Genomic DNA, 18103 nt, shown 5'->3' with positions numbered 1-18103 from the left:
AAACCTTAGCGTTCGATGGTGCCGGTGCGCCGGATCTTCTTCTGCAGCAGCAGCACGCCGTAGAGCAGCGCTTCCGCCGTGGGCGGGCAGCCCGGCACGTAGATGTCGATCGGCACGATGCGGTCGCAGCCGCGCACGACCGAATAGGAATAGTGATAGTAGCCGCCGCCATTGGCGCACGAGCCCATCGAGATGACGTAGCGCGGCTCGGGCATCTGGTCGTAGACCTTGCGCAGCGCCGGCGCCATCTTGTTGGTCAGCGTTCCCGCAACGATCATCACGTCGGACTGGCGCGGCGAGGCACGCGGCGCGAAGCCGAAGCGCTCGACGTCGTAGCGCGGCATCGAGACCTGCATCATCTCGACCGCGCAGCAGGCAAGACCGAAGGTCATCCACATCAAGGAGCCGGTGCGCGCCCAAGTGATGAGGTCGTCGGTCGCGGCCACGAAGAAGCCCTTGTCGGACAGCTCGGAATTGACCTCGAGGAAGAACGGATCATTGGCCCCGACCGGCTTGCCGGTGGACGGGTCCAGAATGCCCTTCGGGGCCGGCGCGATCACCGGACCTGCGGACTGCGTAGCTGGGTTCAATCCCATTCGAGGGCTCCTTTCTTCCATTCATAGGCGAACCCGACCGTCAGCACGGCGAGGAACACCACCATGGACCAGAAGCCGGTCGCGCCAAGCTTGCCGAACGCCACCGCCCAGGGAAACAGAAACGCCACCTCGAGGTCGAAGATGATGAAGAGGATGGCGACCAGATAGAAGCGAACGTCGAACTTCATGCGGGCGTCGTCGAACGCGTTGAAACCGCACTCGTAGGCCGACAGCTTTTCCGGGTCCGGCTGCTGGAAGGCCACGATGAAGGGCGCGATCAGCAGCACGAGGCCGATGAGGCCCGCTACCCCTATGAAGACGACAAGTGGAAGATAGTTCTGCAGAATGCCGCTCATTGGCGAGCCCTTTTTCCCGCAGCCTCGGGACAGCCACGGATTCGTCCGATTTGGAATTATTCTGAGCCTTAGCGCAGTGCACCAATGGGCGCAAGACACGCTCTTTTCAGGCCCTTTGCCGCCCCCAGAACCGTGAAAATCCCGGAATCACCCCGCGGCTGGTATGGAGCAGATCGCCATGGCCAGCAAGGGCTGCCACGGCCTCGCAGGTCAGCCGTTCGGAGATTGCGGCGCTCGGGCCGAGCCAGTTATTTGCTGTGCGATGACCGACCAAAATGCTCAGGTTTTTGGTGCGGCAGCGCACTCAGCCCCGGCAATCGCCGCCGCGGGGGCACCCCCGTCGTTCCGGCGACCCATTTTGCCGGTGGCCAGCGCGGCCAGGACGGCAATGATGATGCCGCCGCATCAGGTGCAGGAAAGACACCTTTCCACAGCCGTGAGTGATCAAAACAGCCATGCCGCACGACGGGACCGCTGGTCTGACGAATGCGCCGGCGGTCGGCTTCAAGCCGACCGCGAGCGCGGCGGCGGCGACCTCCTGGTCGCGCGCGCCGCGCTCGGATGAGCTTCGGGCCGGGGGGCATGGCCCGCGGGCTCATCGTGACGGCGGATCAGCGGTCGTCCGGGCGGAGGCGAACGAACATCACGATCAATTGCTCCAAGCCCCGGAGCCTTCCGGCCCTGCCCTCGCCCGTCCTCACCATTTGTAGGAGACGCTGGCGGTGACGCGGCGACGGTCGCCGTAGAAGCAGGACGTCGGGAACGAACAGCTCGCGACGTAGATCTTGTCGGTTACGTTGATCACATTCAGTGCCGTGCGCCAGTTCTGCCATTCGTAATGAAGGGCGAGATCGCCAAGGACGACCGCGGGAACCTCGAGCGTGTTGGCGGGGTCAGCCCAGGAGGAGCCGACGTAACGTACGCCGCCGCCGAAACCAAAACCTTCGAGCGGACCATCCTTGAAGGTGTAATCCGCCCATCCCGAGACCAGAAGCTGAGGCGTGTTGGTCGGCGTCTTGCCCACCAGCGACGGATCGAGATCCCTGCTGTTGAAGAGCTGATAGGCGGTGAAGGCGCCGATCAGCTTCAGTTCCTTGGTGGCATTGGCAACCGCTTCGAGCTCGATGCCGCGAGAGGTCACCTCGCCGGTCTGGTTCAACAAGATCGGCGTGCCTGCGGTCGTAGCCACGTTCTGACGCTTCAGGTCGAACACCGAAGCCATGAAGTAGCCGTCGAACCCCTTCGGCGCGACCTTCACGCCAATCTCGGTCTGCTGCCCGGTCTCCGGCAGGAAAAGCTGGTTGCTGGCGTTGAGGCCGATGACTGGATTGTAGCTGGTCGCGTAGGAAATATAGGGCGCGATGCCGTTGTCGAAATTGTAGATCAGCCCGGCCCGCCCGCTGAACTTGCTGTCGTTACGGCTGGCGACCGCGGCCCCGGTGTCGCGCGCGTCCTGGGACGTCTCGACCCAGTCGTTGCGGCCGCTCAGCACCAGCGTGAAATTGCCGAGCTTCATCTGATCCTGAAGATAGGTGCCCGCCTGCTTCTGCGTGATCAGGAAGTTGCGGAACGGAGCGCCCGTCAGCGGAATGCTGACACCATAGACGGGATTGAAGACATTGATCGAAGGGACGGTGCCGAAATTGAAGTTCTGGTAGTCGTCGATCTGGTAACCTTTCAAGTCGACCCCGAACAGCATGGTGTGCCGCACCGGCCCGGTGTTGAAGCGATACTCCAGCTGGTTGTCGAGATTGGCTTGGTTGGCGGTATTCTTCGCGTACCAGTTATATCGCCCCATCGTGGCCGTATTGATGTTATCCCAACCGTTGCCGATGTAACCGCGATAAGTCAGGTCGATATGCGCAAACCGCGCGTTCTGCCGGAACGTCACATCGTCAGCGAGATGGCGCTCGAACTGATAGCCGAGCATCTCCTGCTCGCGCGTGAACTTGTCGACGCTGGGATCGCCGACGAAGAAGCTGGTCGGAATCTTGCCGAACGGCGCGTTGGTCACCGTGCCTTGGTAGGGCAGGAAGTTGATGCCGCGGGTGTCGGTCTTCGACGCCGATGCGAGAACCGTAAAGGTCGTGTCGGCATCAGGCTTCCAGGTGAACGACGGTGCGATGAAATAGTTATTATCAGGCGTAAAGTCGACCTGCGTGCCACCGTTCCTGACCTCGCCGACGACTCGGTAGAACAGCTTTCCGTCCTGGGGCTGCGTCGCGACCGGCCCGCCGAAGTCGAAGCCGACATAGGCATTGCCGAAATTGTTGACGCCGGTCTCGATGTAGCGGATCGGCTCTGCCGGCGGCATCTTGCTGATGACGTTGACGATGCCGCTCGGGCTCGATCCGCCATAGAGCACCGCGGACGGACCGCGCAGCACCTCGACGCGTTCCATGTTGGACGGCGGCAGACGCCAGCTCGCATAGGAGGTGTAGAACAGCTGCATGCCGTCGAGAAACAGTCCGATGTCGTCGGACTTGAAGCCGCGGATCAGCCACCAATCGTTGCGCGTGTCCGCACCGAAGGTCCCTGCGCGCACACCGGCGGTGTAGCGCAAGACCTCGTCGAGCTTGTTCGGCTTCTGGTCGCGGATCTGCTCGGCACCGATGACGGACACCGCCTGAGGTGTCTCCATGATCGGCGTGTTGGTCTTGGTGCCCGATGAGCTGCGACCGGCGACATAGCCGTTCACCGGCCCGCGCGGCGTCTCCACGAAGCCGACTTCGCGCCGTGGCTGCGGCTTGTTTCGCTCGGCGGTCTGCACCGACGATCGCATCGCGCGGCGCTGTGGGGCCGCGGCAGCACGCTTCCGTGTTTCCGGCGCGGTGACGGTGACCGAGGGCAGATTTTGCGCGCCACTCTGCGCGGAAGATTGTGCAAGCGATGCCTGCGGCATCAAGACCCAAGCGGATGCGGTCGCCAACACGGCCGACCGCAGCATTCCAAGACTGTTCAACGCGCCACCCCAAAGCTGCATGTTCGATGCGTCATGCCGCCTGTCCCGGAACGGCATGCGCTTGGGGTGACGCTTATGTGAGGGCGCGCGATTTCCCTAATTGAAAGCTTCTTAGAACGAGTCTTAGAAGCGATCCACAAATCGGCAGGTGCGAATGAGCTTAGCTTCCTCCGGTCGCATTCGGATTTCCCGAGCTTGCGACACTGGTCGTCGCAATGGCCCCTGCCGGCTCACCGGGCTCCGCGCCAATCCGGATCGACATCCTCGTCTTGGAAAGGCCGGCCGCCTCCACTCCCTCCAAAGGGGAGATGAAACCATTTTGCGGAACCCGCGAAACCATCCGGAAACAGATGGCCCCTAGAAGATGAGCCCATAGACGGCGGCAAAGCCCGCCCGGAGGCTCAGATGAACCACTCAATTCATTCTGCTGATCGTGCGACCCACCTGAAGATCGTGGTGGTGGCGCTGGTGGCCGGCATTGCCGTGGCCGGCTTCGGAATCGCGGCCCGCACCAATGCCGATTACAGCCAGACCGCCCAGTCCACCCATGTGATCAAGGCCGGCAAGCCGGTGGTGGTGACCAGCGCGGGCACGTCCGAGATTCGCTGATATCTGCTCTTTTGGGCTGACCATAGGCCGCCGCCGGGCGGCCTTTTCGTTTTCCAGAGCAATGCTTAGCGGGGACGCCCGGGGGAAGCGCAACGTCCTTGACTTCACCATGTCCCCCCTTTAAGTCCCCCCTCGTTCCGCGCGCGTTCAGCGAACCACGCGGGAGTAGCTCAGTTGGTTAGAGCGCCGGCCTGTCACGCCGGAGGTCGCGGGTTCGAGCCCCGTCTCTCGCGCCATTTTTGGCAATCCCCTCATAAGCTTAGCCCGAACTTCTCGACGCTTTTCGCGGCTCTGCGCGCAATTTCAGGCGGCTGTTGGGAACTCTCGGCATAGTCAGCCCGCGTCCGAATCGTCTACGCCTAGAAGGGCTTAGAGGGACCCCACATATTCTCGGCTTTTTTCGGGACTCCCTGTCATTGGACGATGAGGAGGCCAGACATGGCTAAGAAGGATCCGGCTAAGAGGGATTCGGCGAAGAAGACAGCCGCGCCCGCCACGATCACGCTCAAGCACCTCGCTGCCGACATTGCCGACCGCCAGGATGTCTCCAAAAAGCACGCCGAGGCGGTCCTGACCGACATGGTCGATCTGATCGCCAAGCACCTCAAGAAGGGCGACCGGGTCCGCATCGTCGGCCTTGGCATCCTCCAGGTCCGCAAGCGCGCCGCCCGCACCGGCCGCAATCCTACCACCGGCGAAGCGATCCACATCAAGGCCAGCAGGAAGGTCGCGTTCCGCCCGGTAAAGGAACTGAAGGAGGCGATCTGAGGCCACTTTTCGTTAAGCCTGGTCGTTAGGCCTGGCCCGAGCCCGTTCCGGCCGCTTCACGGCCCGCTTTTCTGATATACCGCCTGCTTCCCGAACTCGGCGGTTTGACCAGAAATGTCCTCCCTCTCCTTTTCGCATACCGTGACCGAGCGCTTCCTGCGCTACGTCACCATCGACACCCAGTCCGATCCGGCATCGCCTCACTCGCCCTCGACCGAGAAGCAGAAGGATCTCGGCCGCGTGCTCGCTGCCGAGCTGAAGGCCATGGGCGTTGCGGACGCGCATCTCGACGAATACGGCTACGTCTACGCAACGATCCCGGCCAACACCGACAAGAAGGTGCCGGTGATCTGCTTCTGCTCGCACATGGACACCTCGCCCGACGTCACCGGCAAGGGCGTCAAGCCGCAAGTCGTGAAGAACTATCGCGGCGGCGACATCATCCTGCCCGGCGACACCAGCCAGGTGATCCGCTTCAATGAGCATCCCGCGCTGAAGAACCAGATCGGCAACGACATCATCACCACCGACGGCACCACGCTGTTGGGGGCCGACAACAAGGCCGGCGTTGCCGAGATCATGGATGCCGCGCATTTCTTCCTCAACAACCCCGACGTGAAGCACGGTACCATCAAGATCCTGTTCACGCCGGACGAGGAGATCGGCCGCGGCGTCGACAATGTCGACCTGAAGAAGCTGGGGGCCGATTTCGGCTACACCATGGACGGCGAGAGCGCCGGCTGTGTCGAGGACGAGACCTTCTCGGCCGATGGTGCCACCATCACCATCAACGGCGTCAGCGCCCATCCCGGCTACGCCAAGGGCAAGATGGAGCACGCGATCAAGATCGCCGCCGCCATCGTCGAGCGTCTGCCGAAGGAGGGCTGCTCGCCCGAGACCACCTCGGGCAAGCAGGGCTTTCTGCATCCGATCGGCATCGAGGGCGCGCTGGAGCAGGCGACGCTCTCCTTCATCGTCCGCGACTTCACCGAGGACGGGCTGAAGGAGAAGGAGGCGCTGCTCGAGGACATCGTCAAGGACGTGATGAAGGACTATCCGCGCTCGACCTACACGTTCGAGGTCAAGGAGCAGTATCGCAACATGAAGCAGGTGATCGATCGTCACCCGCACGTGCTCGAATACGCCATCGAGGCGATCCGCCGCGCCGGCCTGCGGCCGATGCGCACCGCGATCCGCGGCGGCACCGACGGCTCGCGCCTGTCCTTCATGGGCCTGCCCTGCCCCAACATCTTCGCCGGCGAGCACGCGTTTCATTCGCGGCTCGAATGGGTCAGCCGGCAGGATATGGAAAAGGCGGTGGAGACCATCGTGCATCTGGCGATGATCTGGGAAGAGAAGGCCTGAGCCTTCCTGCAGACGTCGACGATGGCCGGGCTTGCGCCCGGCCATTTGTTTTGGCCTACGGCACCGGCATTGCGCGCGGATTGCGATGGAAGCGGTTGGCGCTCGCCATCCAGCTCGGCAACGGTGCGCCGTCACGATGCCGGCCGCCGGCAACGGCTGCAGCCCAGGCCACTGCGGCGCCGATCAGGGTCGCGGCTGCGACCGAGAACGCCACGATGATCGAGTTACGCCGCGCGCGGTTGATGGCCGTCTTCGAGTCTGCGATCAGCGCATCGACCCGCCGCTCGGATTCGGGGGCCGCCAGTCCCGTCACCGCGGCGACCAGTTGCACGAGGTAGGTCCGGTCATCGGTGCTGACGCCGCTGTGGCTGGACGAGGTCATCAGGATACGTCCGGCTTCGGCGCGCGCTTCCCTGAGGTCGGTGTTCGGCGCGCGGCGCGGCGCGCGGAACAGCTTGTCGAGCTCATAGCTCAACAAGGGCTCGGCCGCCGAGGTGTTGCTCGCCGAGCTGCGCATCGGCGAACGGTCGATCGCGGCAGCGCCGAGGAGCGCGAGCAGAGCTGCGCCGGCCAGGACCGCCAGCGCCCAGGCGGTCAGGCCATGGAGTCCATCCCGCCGCTCGCCGTCATCCTCGATCGTTGCAAGCGCGGGCTCGGACCGGGTCGTCCGGCCGGCGATGTAGCCGCCGAAGCCGAAGCTGACGATCGCCTGGATGATCAGATAGAGCCCGGAGAGTAGCGCCAGCGCTGCCGAGGCATCGCGCCAGGTCGGCGAGGCCGAACTCACACCGAGGCCGACCGCGACACCAAAACCGATCAGGATGAACGACATTGCGCTCGCAGCAAGCGCGCCCGCGAACACCGAGCTCCACTGGATCGTTCGAGGCGCCTCGACTGCCAGGCCGCTTTCCATGACCTCTTCCCGCATGAGAGTTTCTACGGTCATTGCCGCGCTCTCAGCGCAGGCCGAAGAACGACAGGATCGCCATGATGACGACGATCAAGCCGATCAGATAAATCAATCCGTCCATTGTCCGTCCTCCTCAGTTCTTCTCACCGCTAATCGCGAGGTATGAGGAACGTTCCTAATTGGACAGATCGGATGGAACGAACGTGGAAGATGCGGGTTGTCTGTCCAAGTCCTAGGGATAGAGATTGTGAGCACATGAGGCCTCAGCCGGTTCGTCCGGCTGGGGCCTTTCCGCGTTGCGGCCGGCGCGTCTCCTCCTGTCGTATGTTAACGACGCCGGGGCCGGGATCATCAATGATGCGATCCGGGCGGAACCTGCAGATCAGGAGAGGCGCGTGGACCGCAGAACGGCGTGCCTGCATCAGGCGAATGCATTCCGGGAGAAAGCCCTCGCCGATCCCGAGCACCACGACCAATGGATCGACGAGGCCATCAAGTGGCTGGAACGGGCGATGGAAGCGAGCTGTCGGGCCGCCGTCTCCATGGAAGATGACAACGGCAGCGGAGCTCCGGCCCCCACGATCGAAGCCATGGTGCCACTTCGGCGCGCCATCGTTCGCCAGTGAGAGGCGCTGGCACCGCATGCGCTGCTGCGGCAATTGTTCCAGGGACGTAACAATGTTGCGGGTCGACACTGTTCCCGTGCCCATGCTAGGCCGAGCACAGACCGCAACCAGAGTGACGTCGTGCTCGCAAACCGCCAGCCCTCACGATCCTGCCGCTCGCGCGCCCGGCGCGGGCTGCTGTCCGTGCTGATCGCGGCTGTCTATCTGCTCGCGGGCGTGCTGCACGGCGCACACGATATCGACGTCACCACGCCCCGCGGCGGCTCGGAGATCGCCGCGGTCCTCGATGGCGCCGGCGGCCATAGCGACCACAAGGCCATCGGCGGACATCATTGCCACGGCTGCTTCTCGCTGACCGTGGCACAGCCGATGCCATCGACGGCAGCGACCGCGCTTGCGTCGGCGCCGAGCCCGCAGCGGGCCCCCCGGCTCGCCGGAATTGTTCCCGATACCGACTCTCCCCCTCCCAGACTCATTGCCTGAACGGATTGGTCGGGCGCCCCGCGCCCATTAGCTTCATCCTTCACAGGTCGGTTTCATGTTTCGCAGGGGAATGGCCGCGCGCCTGGCGTGCGCGGCGGCGTGTCTGATTGCAGCATCGGCGCTTGCACCATCGCACGCCCAGACTTTGACGATGCGGAGCGCCCTGGCGCGCGCGCTGGCGGCGAGCCCGCGGCTGACGGCGGCGGAGCGCGACGTCGGCATCGCCACGGGCCAGCGCATCCAGGCGGGCGCCCTGCTCAATCCGGAGCTGTCCTATGAACAGGACGATTCATTCGGCTCCGGCAGATATCGCGGAACGCGCTCGGCCGAGACCACGCTGCAGATCAGCCAGGCCTTCGAGCTGTTCGGCAAGCGCGAGGCGCGGATTGCCGCAGGCGCGGCCGGCATCGAGGTCGCCGCGATCCAGCGCAAGGCTATCAGGCTGGAGGTGCTGTCGGAGACCGCGATCGCCTTTCTCAGCGTGCTCGGCGCCCAGCGGCGCATCCAGATCCTCGACGAGCAGATTGCCGCGATCGACCGGCTGACGCCGCTCCTGCGTCGCCGGGTCGAAGCCGGCGCCTCGTCGCCGGCCGAGACCGGCCGCGCCGAGGTCGCCTCCGCTCTGGTGAAGGCCGACCGCGAGCGCTTCAAGGCGACCTTGGCGAGCGCCCGGCGCGAGCTTGCAGTGCTGATGGGCGATGCGTCCGCAAAATTCGGCGAGGTCTCCGGCCGGCTCGAGACCACCGGACGCCCGCCGACGTTCCAGGCGGTTGTCGCCGCCATCGACGCCAATCCGCAGCTGGTGCGCTGGACCGCGATCTATGCCCAGCGCAATGCCGAGCTCTTGCTGGCGCGGCTCAAGCCCTATCCGGACGTGCGGATCGCGGCCGGATGGCGTCACTATAGCGAGACCAATGACGACGCGTTGCGTCTGTCCGTCTCGGTGCCGATCCCCGTGTTCGACCAGAACCAGGGCAACATCCTTTCGGCCCAGGAAAGCCTCGCCAAGACCAGAGCCGAGCGCGAGGCCAACCGCAACGCGCTGATCGTGATCGCCGGACGCGCCTATGATTCGCTCCAGGGCTCGCTGCGCGAGCTCGCGGTGCTGCGCGAGACCGCGATCCCCAAGGCCGTCGAAGCGTCCGAGGCGATCTCGCAAGGCTACGGCCAGGGCCGCTTCACCCTGCTCGAAGTGCTGGACGCCCAGGCCAGCGTGACCCAGGCGCGGCTGCACGAGCAGGAGGCGCTGCAGAATTTCCACGCGGGCGTCGCGACCATCGAAGGACTCGTCGGCAATCCCTTCACGCTGGCGCGGGAGAGCGCACGATGAAAACGTCCTCGACCATCCTGATAGCCATCGTTGCCGCCGCGCTCGGCGCTTACGGCTATTCCCTGCTCGCCCCCGGCAAGGTCGCGCCCGCCGAGCACGCTGCGCATTCCGAGCCGAAGAAGCCGAACGACCATGTCGAGCAGGACGAGCACGGCGCCGACCGCATCCGCATCTCCGACGTGAAGCTGGCCGCCGCGGGCGTCACCCTGGCGGAAGCCGCGAGCGCCACACTGACCGACACGCTCGCCTTCAACGGCATCCTGCGCGCCAACCAGGAAACCGTGGTGCAGGTGACGCCGCGCTTTCCGGGCCTCGCCAAATCCATCCAGAAGCGGATCGGCGACAAGGTCGGCAAGGACGATCTGCTCGCCGCGATCGAAAGCAACCAGAGCCTCACCGTCTATGAACTGAAGGCGCCGATTGCCGGCACCATCATCGAGCGGCAGATCTCGCTCGGCGAATACGCCTCCGAGCAGAAGCCGGCCTTCGTCGTCGCCGATCTCTCCACCATCTGGGTCGACCTGTCGATCTACCGCCAGGACTTAAGGCGCGTCCGCATCAATGACGAGGTGCTGATCGATCCCGACGACGGCCGCGGCGAGATCAAGGGCACGATCTCCTACATGGCGCCGATCGGCAGTAGCGAGACCCAGACCGCGCTGGCGCGCGTGGTGCTGCCCAATCCGGACGGGCGCCTGCGGCCCGGCCTGTTCGTCACGGCACGGCTGATCCTCGCGGCGCGCAATGTCGCGGTCGCGGTGCGCCGGAGCGCGATCCAGACGCTGGAGAACAGGACCATCGTGTTCGTGCGCGAGGACGGCGACAAGATCGAAGCCCGCCCGGTCGAGCTTGGCGATTCCGATCCGCGCCACGTCGAGATCAAGGCGGGCCTTTCGCCCGGCGAGCATTACGTGGCCGAGAACAGCTTCGTCGTGAAGGCGGAGATGGGCAAGGGCGAGGCCGAGCATGATTGAGCGCCTCATCGCCGTCTCGCTTGCCCAGCGCTGGCTGGTCCTCCTGCTCGCACTCGGCGCCGTCGCCTTCGGGGTTTGGAATTTCCAGCGCCTGCCGATCGACGCGGTGCCTGACATCACCAACGTCCAGGTCCAGATCAACACCCGCGCGCCCGGCTATTCGCCGCTCGAGACCGAGCAGCGCATCACCTTCCCGGTCGAGACCGCGATGGGCGGCCTGCCCAAGCTCGACTACACCCGCTCGCTGTCGCGTTACGGCCTCAGCCAGGTGACAATCGTGTTCAAGGATGGCACCGACATCTACTTCGCCCGGCAGCTCGTCGGGGAACGCATCCAGCAGGTGAAGGACCAGCTGCCGGCGGGCGTCGAGGTCGCGATGGGTCCGGTCTCGACCGGCCTCGGCGAGATCTTCATGTACACCGTGGAGACCAAGGCAGGCGCAAAGACGCAGGGCGGCCGCGACTATTCGCTGACCGATCTACGCACGGTGCAGGACTGGATCATCCGGCCGCAGCTTCGCAACGTGCCTGGTGTGATCGAGGTCAACACCATCGGCGGCTTCGAGCGGCAATTCCACGTGCTGCCCGACCCCGGCAAGCTGATGGCCTACCGGCTCGGCTTTCGCGACGTGATGACGGCGCTCGCCGCCAACAACGCCAATGTCGGGGCCGGCTATATCGAACGCAACGGCGAGCAATATCTGGTTCGCTCGCCGGGCCAGGTCGGCAATATCGGCGAGATCCAGGACATCGTGATCGGCTCGCGCGGCGGCAATCCCGTCAGGATCAGGGATGTCGCGACCGTTACCGAGGGTCGCGATCTGCGCACTGGAGCCGCGACACGCAACGGCGAGGAGACCGTGCTCGGCACCGCCATGCTGCTGATCGGCGAGAACAGCCGCAGCGTCGCCCGCCGCGTCGGGGCCCGTCTCGAGGAGATCGCAAAATCGCTGCCCGAGGGCGTCGTGACGCGGACCGTCTACGACCGCACCGACCTGGTCGAAGCCACCATCGGCACCGTCAAGAACAACCTGCTTGAAGGCGCGGCGCTGGTGGTGGCCGTGCTGTTCCTGATCCTCGGCAACATCCGCGCCGCGCTGGTCACGGCCTGCGTCATTCCGCTGTCGATGGCGATGACGATCACCGGCATGGTCGAGACCAAGGTCAGCGGCAACCTGATGTCACTGGGTGCGATCGACTTCGGCATCATCGTCGATGGTGCCGTCATCATCGTCGAAAATTGCCTGCGCATGCTGGCGGCGGCCCAGCGCGAGAAAGGCGGCCTGCTCACGACCGCCGAACGGCTGCGCGCGATTCTGCGCGGGTCGAGCGAGGTCATCAAGCCGAGCCTGTTCGGAACGCTGATCATCGCCGTGGTCTACCTGCCCGTGCTGACGCTGACCGGCGTCGAGGGCAAGATGTTCACGCCGATGGCGCTGACGGTGCTGATGGCGCTCGGCGCGGCCGTGCTGTTCTCCATCACCTTCGTGCCGGCAGCCGTTGCCATCTTCGTCACCGGCAAGGTGTCCGAACATGAGAACCTGTTCATGCGGGCGGCAAAGCGCGGCTATCTCCCCCTGCTCCGTTTTGCCATCGACAATCGGGCCGCGGTCGCGATCATGGCCGTGGTCATCGTGGTCGCGAGCGGCATCGCCGCTTCGCGGATGGGTGGCGAGTTCATTCCGAGCCTCGACGAAGGCGACGTCGCGCTGGCTTCGATCCGGATTCCCGGCACCAGCCTCACCCAGTCGCTGGACCTTCAGAAGGCGCTGGAAAAACGCATCAAGCAGGTTCCGGAGGTGAAGGAGTTCTTCACCCGCATCGGCACGGCGGAGATCGCCACCGATCCAATGTCGCCGGCGCAGACCGATGGCTACGTCATGCTGAAGCCGCGTGCCGAATGGCCCGACCCGGGCAAGTCGAAATCGGAGGTGGTCGAGGCCATCGAGCACGCTGCCGACGAGATTCCCGGCAGCGCCTATGAAATCTCCCAGCCGATCCAGTTCCGCGTCAACGAGCTGATCTCCGGCGTGCGCACCGACGTCGGCGTCAAGATCTTCGGCGACGATCTCGACATCTTACAAGGCACCGCCAGGCAGGTGGAGGCCGCGATCCGCGGCATCCGCGGCGCCAGCGACGTCAAGATCGAGCAGGTCGCGGGCCTGCCGATCCTCACCGTCCGCCTCGATCGCCAGGCGCTCGCCCGCTATGGCCTCAGCGTCGCCGAAGTGCAGGGCATCGTCGAGATCGCAGTCGGCGGCAAGTCGGCGGGCAAGCTGTTCGAAGGCGATCGGCGCTTCGACATCGTGGTGCGCCTGCCCGAGCATTTGCGCGGCAATCTCGAGGCGATCCGCGCGATCCCGATTCCGCTGCCGCCCGCCGAGGACGCCGGCTCCGGCACGGCCGTTCGTACCGCGCTGGCCAGCTCTTCCCTCGCCCAGATGCGCTACGTGCCGCTCTCGTCGGTTGCCACCGTCGATGCGACGCCGGGGCCGAACCAGATCAGCCGCGAGAACGGCAAGCGGCGGATCGTCGTCACCGCCAATGTCCGCGCGCGCGACCTCGGCTCCTTCGTGGCCGAGGCCGAGGCGGCAGTGGCGGAGAAGGTCAAGCTGCCGGCGGGTTACTTCATCGGCTGGGGCGGCCAGTTCGAGCAGCTTGTCTCGGCCACCAAGCGGCTGACGATCGTGGTGCCGGTAGCGCTGCTGCTGGTGTTCCTGCTGCTGTTCATGGGCATGGGATCGGCGGCCGATGCGGCGCTGGTGTTTTCGGGCGTGCCGCTGGCGCTGACCGGTGGCGTCGCCGCGCTGCTGCTGCGCGACATTCCCTTGTCGATCAGCGCCGGCGTCGGCTTCATCGCACTGTCGGGCGTCGCCGTTCTCAATGGCCTCGTCATCATCGCCTTCATCGAGCGTCTGCGCAGCGAGGGGCGCTCGGTCGCGGAGGCCGTGCGCGAAGGTGCGCTGACGCGGCTGCGCCCGGTGCTGATGACCGCGCTCGTCGCCTCGCTCGGCTTCGTGCCGATGGCGCTCGCCACCGGCGCCGGCGCCGAGGTGCAGCGGCCGCTCGCGACCGTGGTGATCGGGGGCATCATCTCCTCGACCATCCTGACGCTGCTGGTGCTGCCGGCGCTCTACGTGCTGTTCCGCCGTGACGTGGCAAATGAAAGGCCTACAATGGCGTCTGATTTGGCGGCGTAGGCGGAGCGCTAGAATTGGGCAGCCACGACCACCACGGTCATCACCACCATGATCATGCGGGCCACTCGCATGCGCATGGCCACGATCACGGTCACGGGCACGGCCATGTCCATGCGCCGGCCAATTTCGGCAAGGCGTTCGCGCTCGGCATTACGCTCAACACCGCGCTCGTCGTGGCTGAGGCGATTTACGGCTATGTCGGCAACTCCACCGCCCTGCTCGCCGATGCCGGCCATAACCTGTCCGACGTGCTCGGCCTCGTCATTGCCTGGGGCGCCTCGATCGCAGCCCGCCGCGCGCCCAGCGGCCGCTTCACCTACGGTTTTCGCGCCTCCACCATCCTGGCGGCGCTGGCCAATGCGGTGTTCCTGCTGGTCGCAACCGGCGCCATCGGCTGGGAGGCGATCCTGCGCCTGCGCGAGCCGGAGCCGGTCGCAGGTCTCACCGTGATGGTGGTTGCGGGCATCGGCATCCTCATCAACGGTTTTACCGCCCTGCTGTTCGCGAGCGGCCGCAAGGACGACATCAACATCGAAGGCGCCTATCTGCACATGGTCGCCGACGCCGCGGTCTCGCTCGGCGTCGTCGTCTCGGCGGCGCTGATCATCTGGACCGGCTGGCTCTGGCTCGACCCCATCACCAGCCTCGTCATCTGCGCCACCATCCTCTGGAGCACGACCAGCCTCTTGCGCGGCTCCATCGACATGTCGATGGCGGCCGCGCCCAAGGGAACCGACCTCGCCGCAATCAGGGCGTTCCTGCTGGCGCGGCCGGGCGTCTCAGGGATTCACGATCTCCACGTCTGGCCGATCTCGACCACCGAGACGGCGCTGACCTGCCATCTCGTGATGCCGGCCGGCAGCGACGACGCATTCCTGATGCAGACGACGCAGCTGCTCAAGACATCCTTCCGCATCGGCCACACCACGCTTCAGGTCGAGACGCATCCCGACAATGGCTGCGCGCTCGCGCCGGATGATGTGGTGTAGGAGTCCCCCGCACCATCCGCGTCATTGCGAGCGCAGCGAAGCAATCCAGACTTCCTCCGCAGAGACAGTCTGGATTGCTTCGTCGCCAGCGCAAAATTGCTTCGCAATTTTGTCGCGGGCTCCTCGCAATGAGGGCGGAGGAACGGCGCCTACGCAGCCTTCGCCGTCACGATCCAGATCGCGCCCTGCAACTTCACGCTCTGTCCCTTCAAGAACGGCGCGAGCATTTCGCGGATCGAGGCCTTGGCGGCCTCGTAGGTCTCCGGCGGATGGCCCTGCAGCGCGCGGCTGGCCGGGCCGATCTGCAGCGCGCCGTCCACGGCTGCATCGAGCCCGCCGCCGATCGCGATATCCATCGCAAGATTGTGCGGCTGCATTGCCACATCGACGAAGCCCGCGCCTTTCAGGATGCGCGTCACGCGCTCTTCCGAAGCGAAGGCGAACGGGCCCGGCTCTTCGGGACCAACCGGCGGCATTTTCGGCACGTACTTGTAGACCGCCATCAGCGGCGCCATCATCCACGGGTTTTCCTTCGGCTCGCGCCAGCAGGTGAAGGCGAGCCGGCCGGTCGGCTTCAGCGCGCGCCGCAGATTGGCGAAGGACGCGATCGGGTCGGCGAAGAACATCACGCCGAAGCGCGAGGCCAAGAGATCGAAGCTCGCCTGCTCGAGCGGATAAATGGTCGCATCCGCCAGCACGAAATCGAGCGGCAGCCCCTGCGGCGCGAGCGCGCGCGCCTGCGACAGCATCGGCTCGGAGACGTCGAGGCCGAGCGCAAAGCCATCAGGCGCCACCGCCTTCGCGAAGGCGAACGTCGTCGCGCCGGAGCCGCAGCCGACATCGAGGACGCGCTCGCCCGGTCGGGGCTTGACACGCTCGATCAGCACGTCGGCGATGGGGCCGAGCAGTTTCTCCTGCGCCGCGTGACGATCGGCCCAGCGCTGCCCGCTCGGCCCGTTCCAATAGGCGATCTGGTCGGCGTTTTGCTCGTGCCCAGGCTGTTGCATCACATTTTCCTTCCGACCTCGCCGACTGTCCCCCCCAGCGAAGACGCTTATCCGCATGCAGCTCCCGGACACAAGAGCGATTCAGGCGAGACCATCTGACGGCAGTCGCAGTCGCGCATCAGTCGCAAGCAGAATCGCACAGCATCGACGTGCGCAAGGGGCTCCAGAGTTGACACAATGGGAAGCCACTGTTCTAACTCCAGAAACGCGAGGAAACGTTTTGAAATCCGAACGATCAGTCGGTATCGATTGCCTGCGCGCCATCTCCATCATCTGGGTGCTGCTGTACCACTTCGTCCCGCTTCAGGCTTTCAACCGGGGCACGTTCGGCGTCCTGCTGTTTTTCATCATCAGCGGCTATTGTATCGCATTCAGTGCCGAGACGTCGCAAACCGCCTGGCACTTCTATGCCAAGCGGCTCGGCCGCCTGCTTCCCGCCCTGATCGTCTGCGGCTTCCTGACCACGCTGTTCAAGATTCTCGCGCCCGAATTGGTCGAGCCTGGCCGCGGGCTGAAATGGGTCCACTACGTCTATACGCTGTTCGCGCTTCCGACGCTCAACGTCCTGCAGGTGAACTATAACCTGCCCGACGGTGCCTATTGGTCGTTACAGATCGAGTTTCAATTCTACGTCTTCTGCTTCCTGACGATGGTGCTGGGCCTCAAGCAACGGCTGCTGGCATTGCTGTGCGCCGTGACCATCTTCCGGACGGTGACCACGAGCACGGATTATTACACCTCCAACGATTTCTTTCCGTTCTTCATCGCCGGCATGAGCGTGGCTTCCCTCGTCAGGGGGCGCACCAGGGAGGCGATCGTCGGAATCATCGTCGCGTTCTCCGTCGAGCTCTATCATCTGAAGATGGGCGTCAAGCAGCCCTCGGTCCCGATCGAGATGTACCGGTCGCTGCTGCTGTGGTTTGGCACGGCGGCCGTCTATCTTGCCGCGCGGTATGACCACCTCCTGCCGCGCTGGTCGAGCGCCCTCGCCTTCATCGGCGTCATCAGCTATCCGCTCTATTTGATTCATCAGGACGTCGGCATGATGATCCTGCACTGGGCCCATGTGGGGCGTGACTCGGCGGGCGACATGCTGATCCGCGCATTCGTCCTTCCCGCATTCCTTGGTGCCGTCGCCTGGCTGGTCTACGTCCTGGTCGAAAAACCCACCATCAAGCCGCTGACCGGCTTTTTGGCCAATCCGCTCGCCTGGCTAGGGCAGCGGCAGCCGGCAATGGCGCGACGCGAGTACCCCGCCACCGAGCGCAGTGGCGACGTCGCACGCCAGGACTTGCCGATTGGGTGACCCGACGCGCCAGGTGCAGGCTGGTGGGCGGTCACGGATTCGAACCGCGGACCCTCTCGGTGTAAACGAGATGCTCTAACCAGCTGAGCTAACCGCCCTCGCCGCCTCTTTAGCCCTACGGGCCCCGGACGGGCAAGACCCCAGCCTAACGACTTCGACCGACTTGGACCGACTTGGGCCTCAATCCTGCGGCCGCCCCGGCAGCAGCGGCACGGCGTCGATCCACACCGCCGCCGACTGGCACCAGATCTGTCGCGTGGGCCTCAGCGCATCGCGCTGGCGGATCGAACCCCAGCGGATGCCCCAATCGTCGGCCTGGTCGCCCTCGCCGCTGGTGAACAGCGGGGAACCGCAGTCGGCGCAGAAATGCTGGAAACGCATCCGGCCGTTGTCGCCGCGCTTGCCGTAGATTTTGGGCGTACCGAGGGTCAGGCGGACATCAGCCTTGGTGCAGATGGCTGTCACACGGAACGGCGAGCCTGTCAGCGACTGGCAATCGGTGCAGTGACAGACCGAGATTGCCTCAGGATCGATCTCGGCCTCGAAGGTGATCGCCCCGCAATGGCATTGCCCATCGATGTGCATTGCCTCCTCCCTATCCCCCCAAACAAAAACGGCGCCCG

17 protein-coding genes and 2 tRNA genes are annotated in these 18103 nt (G+C 64.9%); 12 read left to right on the top strand and 7 right to left on the bottom strand.

What is annotated here, in order from left to right:
* Positions 1-5: 5 nt before the first annotated feature.
* Positions 6-596, bottom strand: a complete 591-nt coding sequence (locus ACNJYD_RS17590) for a NuoB/complex I 20 kDa subunit family protein (protein WP_036025347.1) — start codon at positions 594-596, stop codon at positions 6-8.
* Positions 587-952 (bottom strand): NADH-quinone oxidoreductase subunit A, encoded by a 366-nt coding sequence (locus ACNJYD_RS17585; protein WP_008136158.1) that lies wholly within the window; start codon positions 950-952, stop codon positions 587-589. Before ACNJYD_RS17585 ends, ACNJYD_RS17590 begins: the two co-directional genes overlap by 10 nt.
* Before the next feature lie 163 nt (positions 953-1115).
* Here ACNJYD_RS17585 and ACNJYD_RS17580 point away from each other — a divergent pair, with 163 nt between their 5' ends.
* A complete protein-coding gene (locus ACNJYD_RS17580) occupies positions 1116-1517 on the top strand; it encodes a hypothetical protein (RefSeq protein ID WP_439367174.1) in 402 nt (133 codons plus the stop codon).
* Positions 1518-1649: 132 nt separating this feature from the next.
* Here ACNJYD_RS17580 and ACNJYD_RS17575 read toward each other — a convergent pair whose 3' ends face one another.
* A complete protein-coding gene (locus tag ACNJYD_RS17575; RefSeq protein WP_439367172.1) occupies positions 1650-3899 on the bottom strand; it encodes a TonB-dependent siderophore receptor in 2250 nt (749 codons plus the stop codon).
* A gap of 420 nt (positions 3900-4319) precedes the next feature.
* Here ACNJYD_RS17575 and ACNJYD_RS17570 point away from each other — a divergent pair, with 420 nt between their 5' ends.
* The 4 genes from ACNJYD_RS17570 to pepT all read left to right on the top strand — a co-directional run bounded on the left by ACNJYD_RS17570 (position 4320) and on the right by pepT (position 6656).
* Positions 4320-4523, top strand: coding sequence for a hypothetical protein (locus tag ACNJYD_RS17570; protein WP_015685754.1), 204 nt, complete (start codon positions 4320-4322; stop codon positions 4521-4523).
* Between the two features lie 159 nt (positions 4524-4682).
* Positions 4683-4759: transfer RNA gene (locus tag ACNJYD_RS17565), tRNA-Asp, on the top strand.
* A 202-nt stretch (positions 4760-4961) separates the two neighbouring features.
* A complete protein-coding gene (locus ACNJYD_RS17560) occupies positions 4962-5291 on the top strand; it encodes an HU family DNA-binding protein (RefSeq protein ID WP_172783522.1) in 330 nt (109 codons plus the stop codon).
* A gap of 114 nt (positions 5292-5405) precedes the next feature.
* On the top strand, positions 5406-6656 hold the full coding sequence (gene pepT, locus ACNJYD_RS17555; RefSeq protein WP_439367170.1) for a peptidase T: 1251 nt from the start codon (positions 5406-5408) through the stop codon (positions 6654-6656).
* A 55-nt stretch (positions 6657-6711) separates the two neighbouring features.
* Here the strand turns inward: pepT and ACNJYD_RS17550 are convergent, their stop codons facing one another.
* Positions 6712-7602, bottom strand: coding sequence for a hypothetical protein (locus ACNJYD_RS17550; RefSeq protein ID WP_439367168.1), 891 nt, complete (start codon positions 7600-7602; stop codon positions 6712-6714).
* A 359-nt stretch (positions 7603-7961) separates the two neighbouring features.
* On the opposite strand from ACNJYD_RS17550, the gene ACNJYD_RS17545 reads away from it, so the two are divergent.
* From ACNJYD_RS17545 to ACNJYD_RS17520, 6 genes are all read left to right on the top strand, one after another.
* Positions 7962-8192: a hypothetical protein gene (locus ACNJYD_RS17545; protein ID WP_439367166.1), complete on the top strand. Its 231-nt coding sequence runs from the start codon at positions 7962-7964 to the stop codon at positions 8190-8192.
* A gap of 120 nt (positions 8193-8312) precedes the next feature.
* A complete protein-coding gene (locus ACNJYD_RS17540; RefSeq protein ID WP_439367164.1) occupies positions 8313-8675 on the top strand; it encodes a hypothetical protein in 363 nt (120 codons plus the stop codon).
* Positions 8676-8730: 55 nt separating this feature from the next.
* A complete protein-coding gene (gene ihpA / locus ACNJYD_RS17535) occupies positions 8731-10005 on the top strand; it encodes a divalent metal ion exporter subunit IhpA (protein ID WP_439367162.1) in 1275 nt (424 codons plus the stop codon).
* Complete coding sequence (gene ihpB, locus ACNJYD_RS17530) at positions 10002-10979, top strand: divalent metal ion exporter adaptor subunit IhpB (RefSeq protein ID WP_439367160.1); 978 nt, start codon at positions 10002-10004, stop codon at positions 10977-10979. Before ihpA ends, ihpB begins: the two co-directional genes overlap by 4 nt.
* Positions 10972-14178, top strand: a complete 3207-nt coding sequence (locus ACNJYD_RS17525; protein WP_439367158.1) for an efflux RND transporter permease subunit — start codon at positions 10972-10974, stop codon at positions 14176-14178. Before ihpB ends, ACNJYD_RS17525 begins: the two co-directional genes overlap by 8 nt.
* A gap of 14 nt (positions 14179-14192) precedes the next feature.
* Positions 14193-15167, top strand: coding sequence for a cation diffusion facilitator family transporter (locus tag ACNJYD_RS17520; protein ID WP_439367156.1), 975 nt, complete (start codon positions 14193-14195; stop codon positions 15165-15167).
* 149 nt (positions 15168-15316) lie between these two features.
* On the opposite strand, the gene ACNJYD_RS17515 is transcribed toward ACNJYD_RS17520, so the two are convergent.
* Entirely contained in the window at positions 15317-16174 is an 858-nt protein-coding gene (locus ACNJYD_RS17515) for a class I SAM-dependent methyltransferase (protein WP_260379357.1), read from the bottom strand.
* 220 nt (positions 16175-16394) lie between these two features.
* Between ACNJYD_RS17515 and ACNJYD_RS17510 the strand changes: the two genes are divergently transcribed.
* Positions 16395-17480 carry an acyltransferase family protein gene (locus ACNJYD_RS17510; protein ID WP_439367154.1) on the top strand — a complete coding sequence of 362 codons (1086 nt, stop codon included), beginning with the start codon at positions 16395-16397 and terminating at the stop codon, positions 17478-17480.
* 21 nt (positions 17481-17501) lie between these two features.
* Here the strand turns inward: ACNJYD_RS17510 and ACNJYD_RS17505 are convergent.
* Positions 17502-17578: transfer RNA gene (locus tag ACNJYD_RS17505), tRNA-Val, on the bottom strand.
* Positions 17579-17660: 82 nt separating this feature from the next.
* Entirely contained in the window at positions 17661-18065 is a 405-nt protein-coding gene (locus tag ACNJYD_RS17500) for a GFA family protein (protein WP_260379359.1), read from the bottom strand.
* Between the last annotated feature and the right edge of the window lie 38 nt (positions 18066-18103).

This window comes from Bradyrhizobium sp. SPXBL-02, from assembly GCF_051853065.1.
Taxonomy (GTDB): Bacteria; Pseudomonadota; Alphaproteobacteria; order Rhizobiales; family Xanthobacteraceae; genus Bradyrhizobium.
Note: the sequence above shows the minus strand (reverse complement) of the source record. Positions and strands in the feature narration are given on the sequence as shown.

Bases quoted from the DNA above. Each gene is read 5' to 3' on its own strand.
- ACNJYD_RS17500 (WP_260379359.1), bottom strand. From the start codon at position 18,065: ATGCACATCGATGGGCAATGCCATTGCGGGGCGATCACCTTCGAGGCC.
- pepT (WP_439367170.1), top strand. From the start codon at position 5,406: ATGTCCTCCCTCTCCTTTTCGCATACCGTGACCGAGCGCTTCCTGCGC.
- ACNJYD_RS17590 (WP_036025347.1), bottom strand. From the start codon at position 596: ATGGGATTGAACCCAGCTACGCAGTCCGCAGGTCCGGTGATCGCGCCG.
- ACNJYD_RS17525 (WP_439367158.1), top strand. From the start codon at position 10,972: ATGATTGAGCGCCTCATCGCCGTCTCGCTTGCCCAGCGCTGGCTGGTC.
- ACNJYD_RS17570 (WP_015685754.1), top strand. From the start codon at position 4,320: ATGAACCACTCAATTCATTCTGCTGATCGTGCGACCCACCTGAAGATC.
- ACNJYD_RS17580 (WP_439367174.1), top strand. From the start codon at position 1,116: ATGGAGCAGATCGCCATGGCCAGCAAGGGCTGCCACGGCCTCGCAGGT.
- ACNJYD_RS17515 (WP_260379357.1), bottom strand. From the start codon at position 16,174: ATGCAACAGCCTGGGCACGAGCAAAACGCCGACCAGATCGCCTATTGG.
- ACNJYD_RS17575 (WP_439367172.1), bottom strand. From the start codon at position 3,899: ATGCTGCGGTCGGCCGTGTTGGCGACCGCATCCGCTTGGGTCTTGATG.
- ihpA (WP_439367162.1), top strand. From the start codon at position 8,731: ATGTTTCGCAGGGGAATGGCCGCGCGCCTGGCGTGCGCGGCGGCGTGT.
- ihpB (WP_439367160.1), top strand. From the start codon at position 10,002: ATGAAAACGTCCTCGACCATCCTGATAGCCATCGTTGCCGCCGCGCTC.
- ACNJYD_RS17550 (WP_439367168.1), bottom strand. From the start codon at position 7,602: ATGACCGTAGAAACTCTCATGCGGGAAGAGGTCATGGAAAGCGGCCTG.
- ACNJYD_RS17560 (WP_172783522.1), top strand. From the start codon at position 4,962: ATGGCTAAGAAGGATCCGGCTAAGAGGGATTCGGCGAAGAAGACAGCC.
- ACNJYD_RS17585 (WP_008136158.1), bottom strand. From the start codon at position 952: ATGAGCGGCATTCTGCAGAACTATCTTCCACTTGTCGTCTTCATAGGG.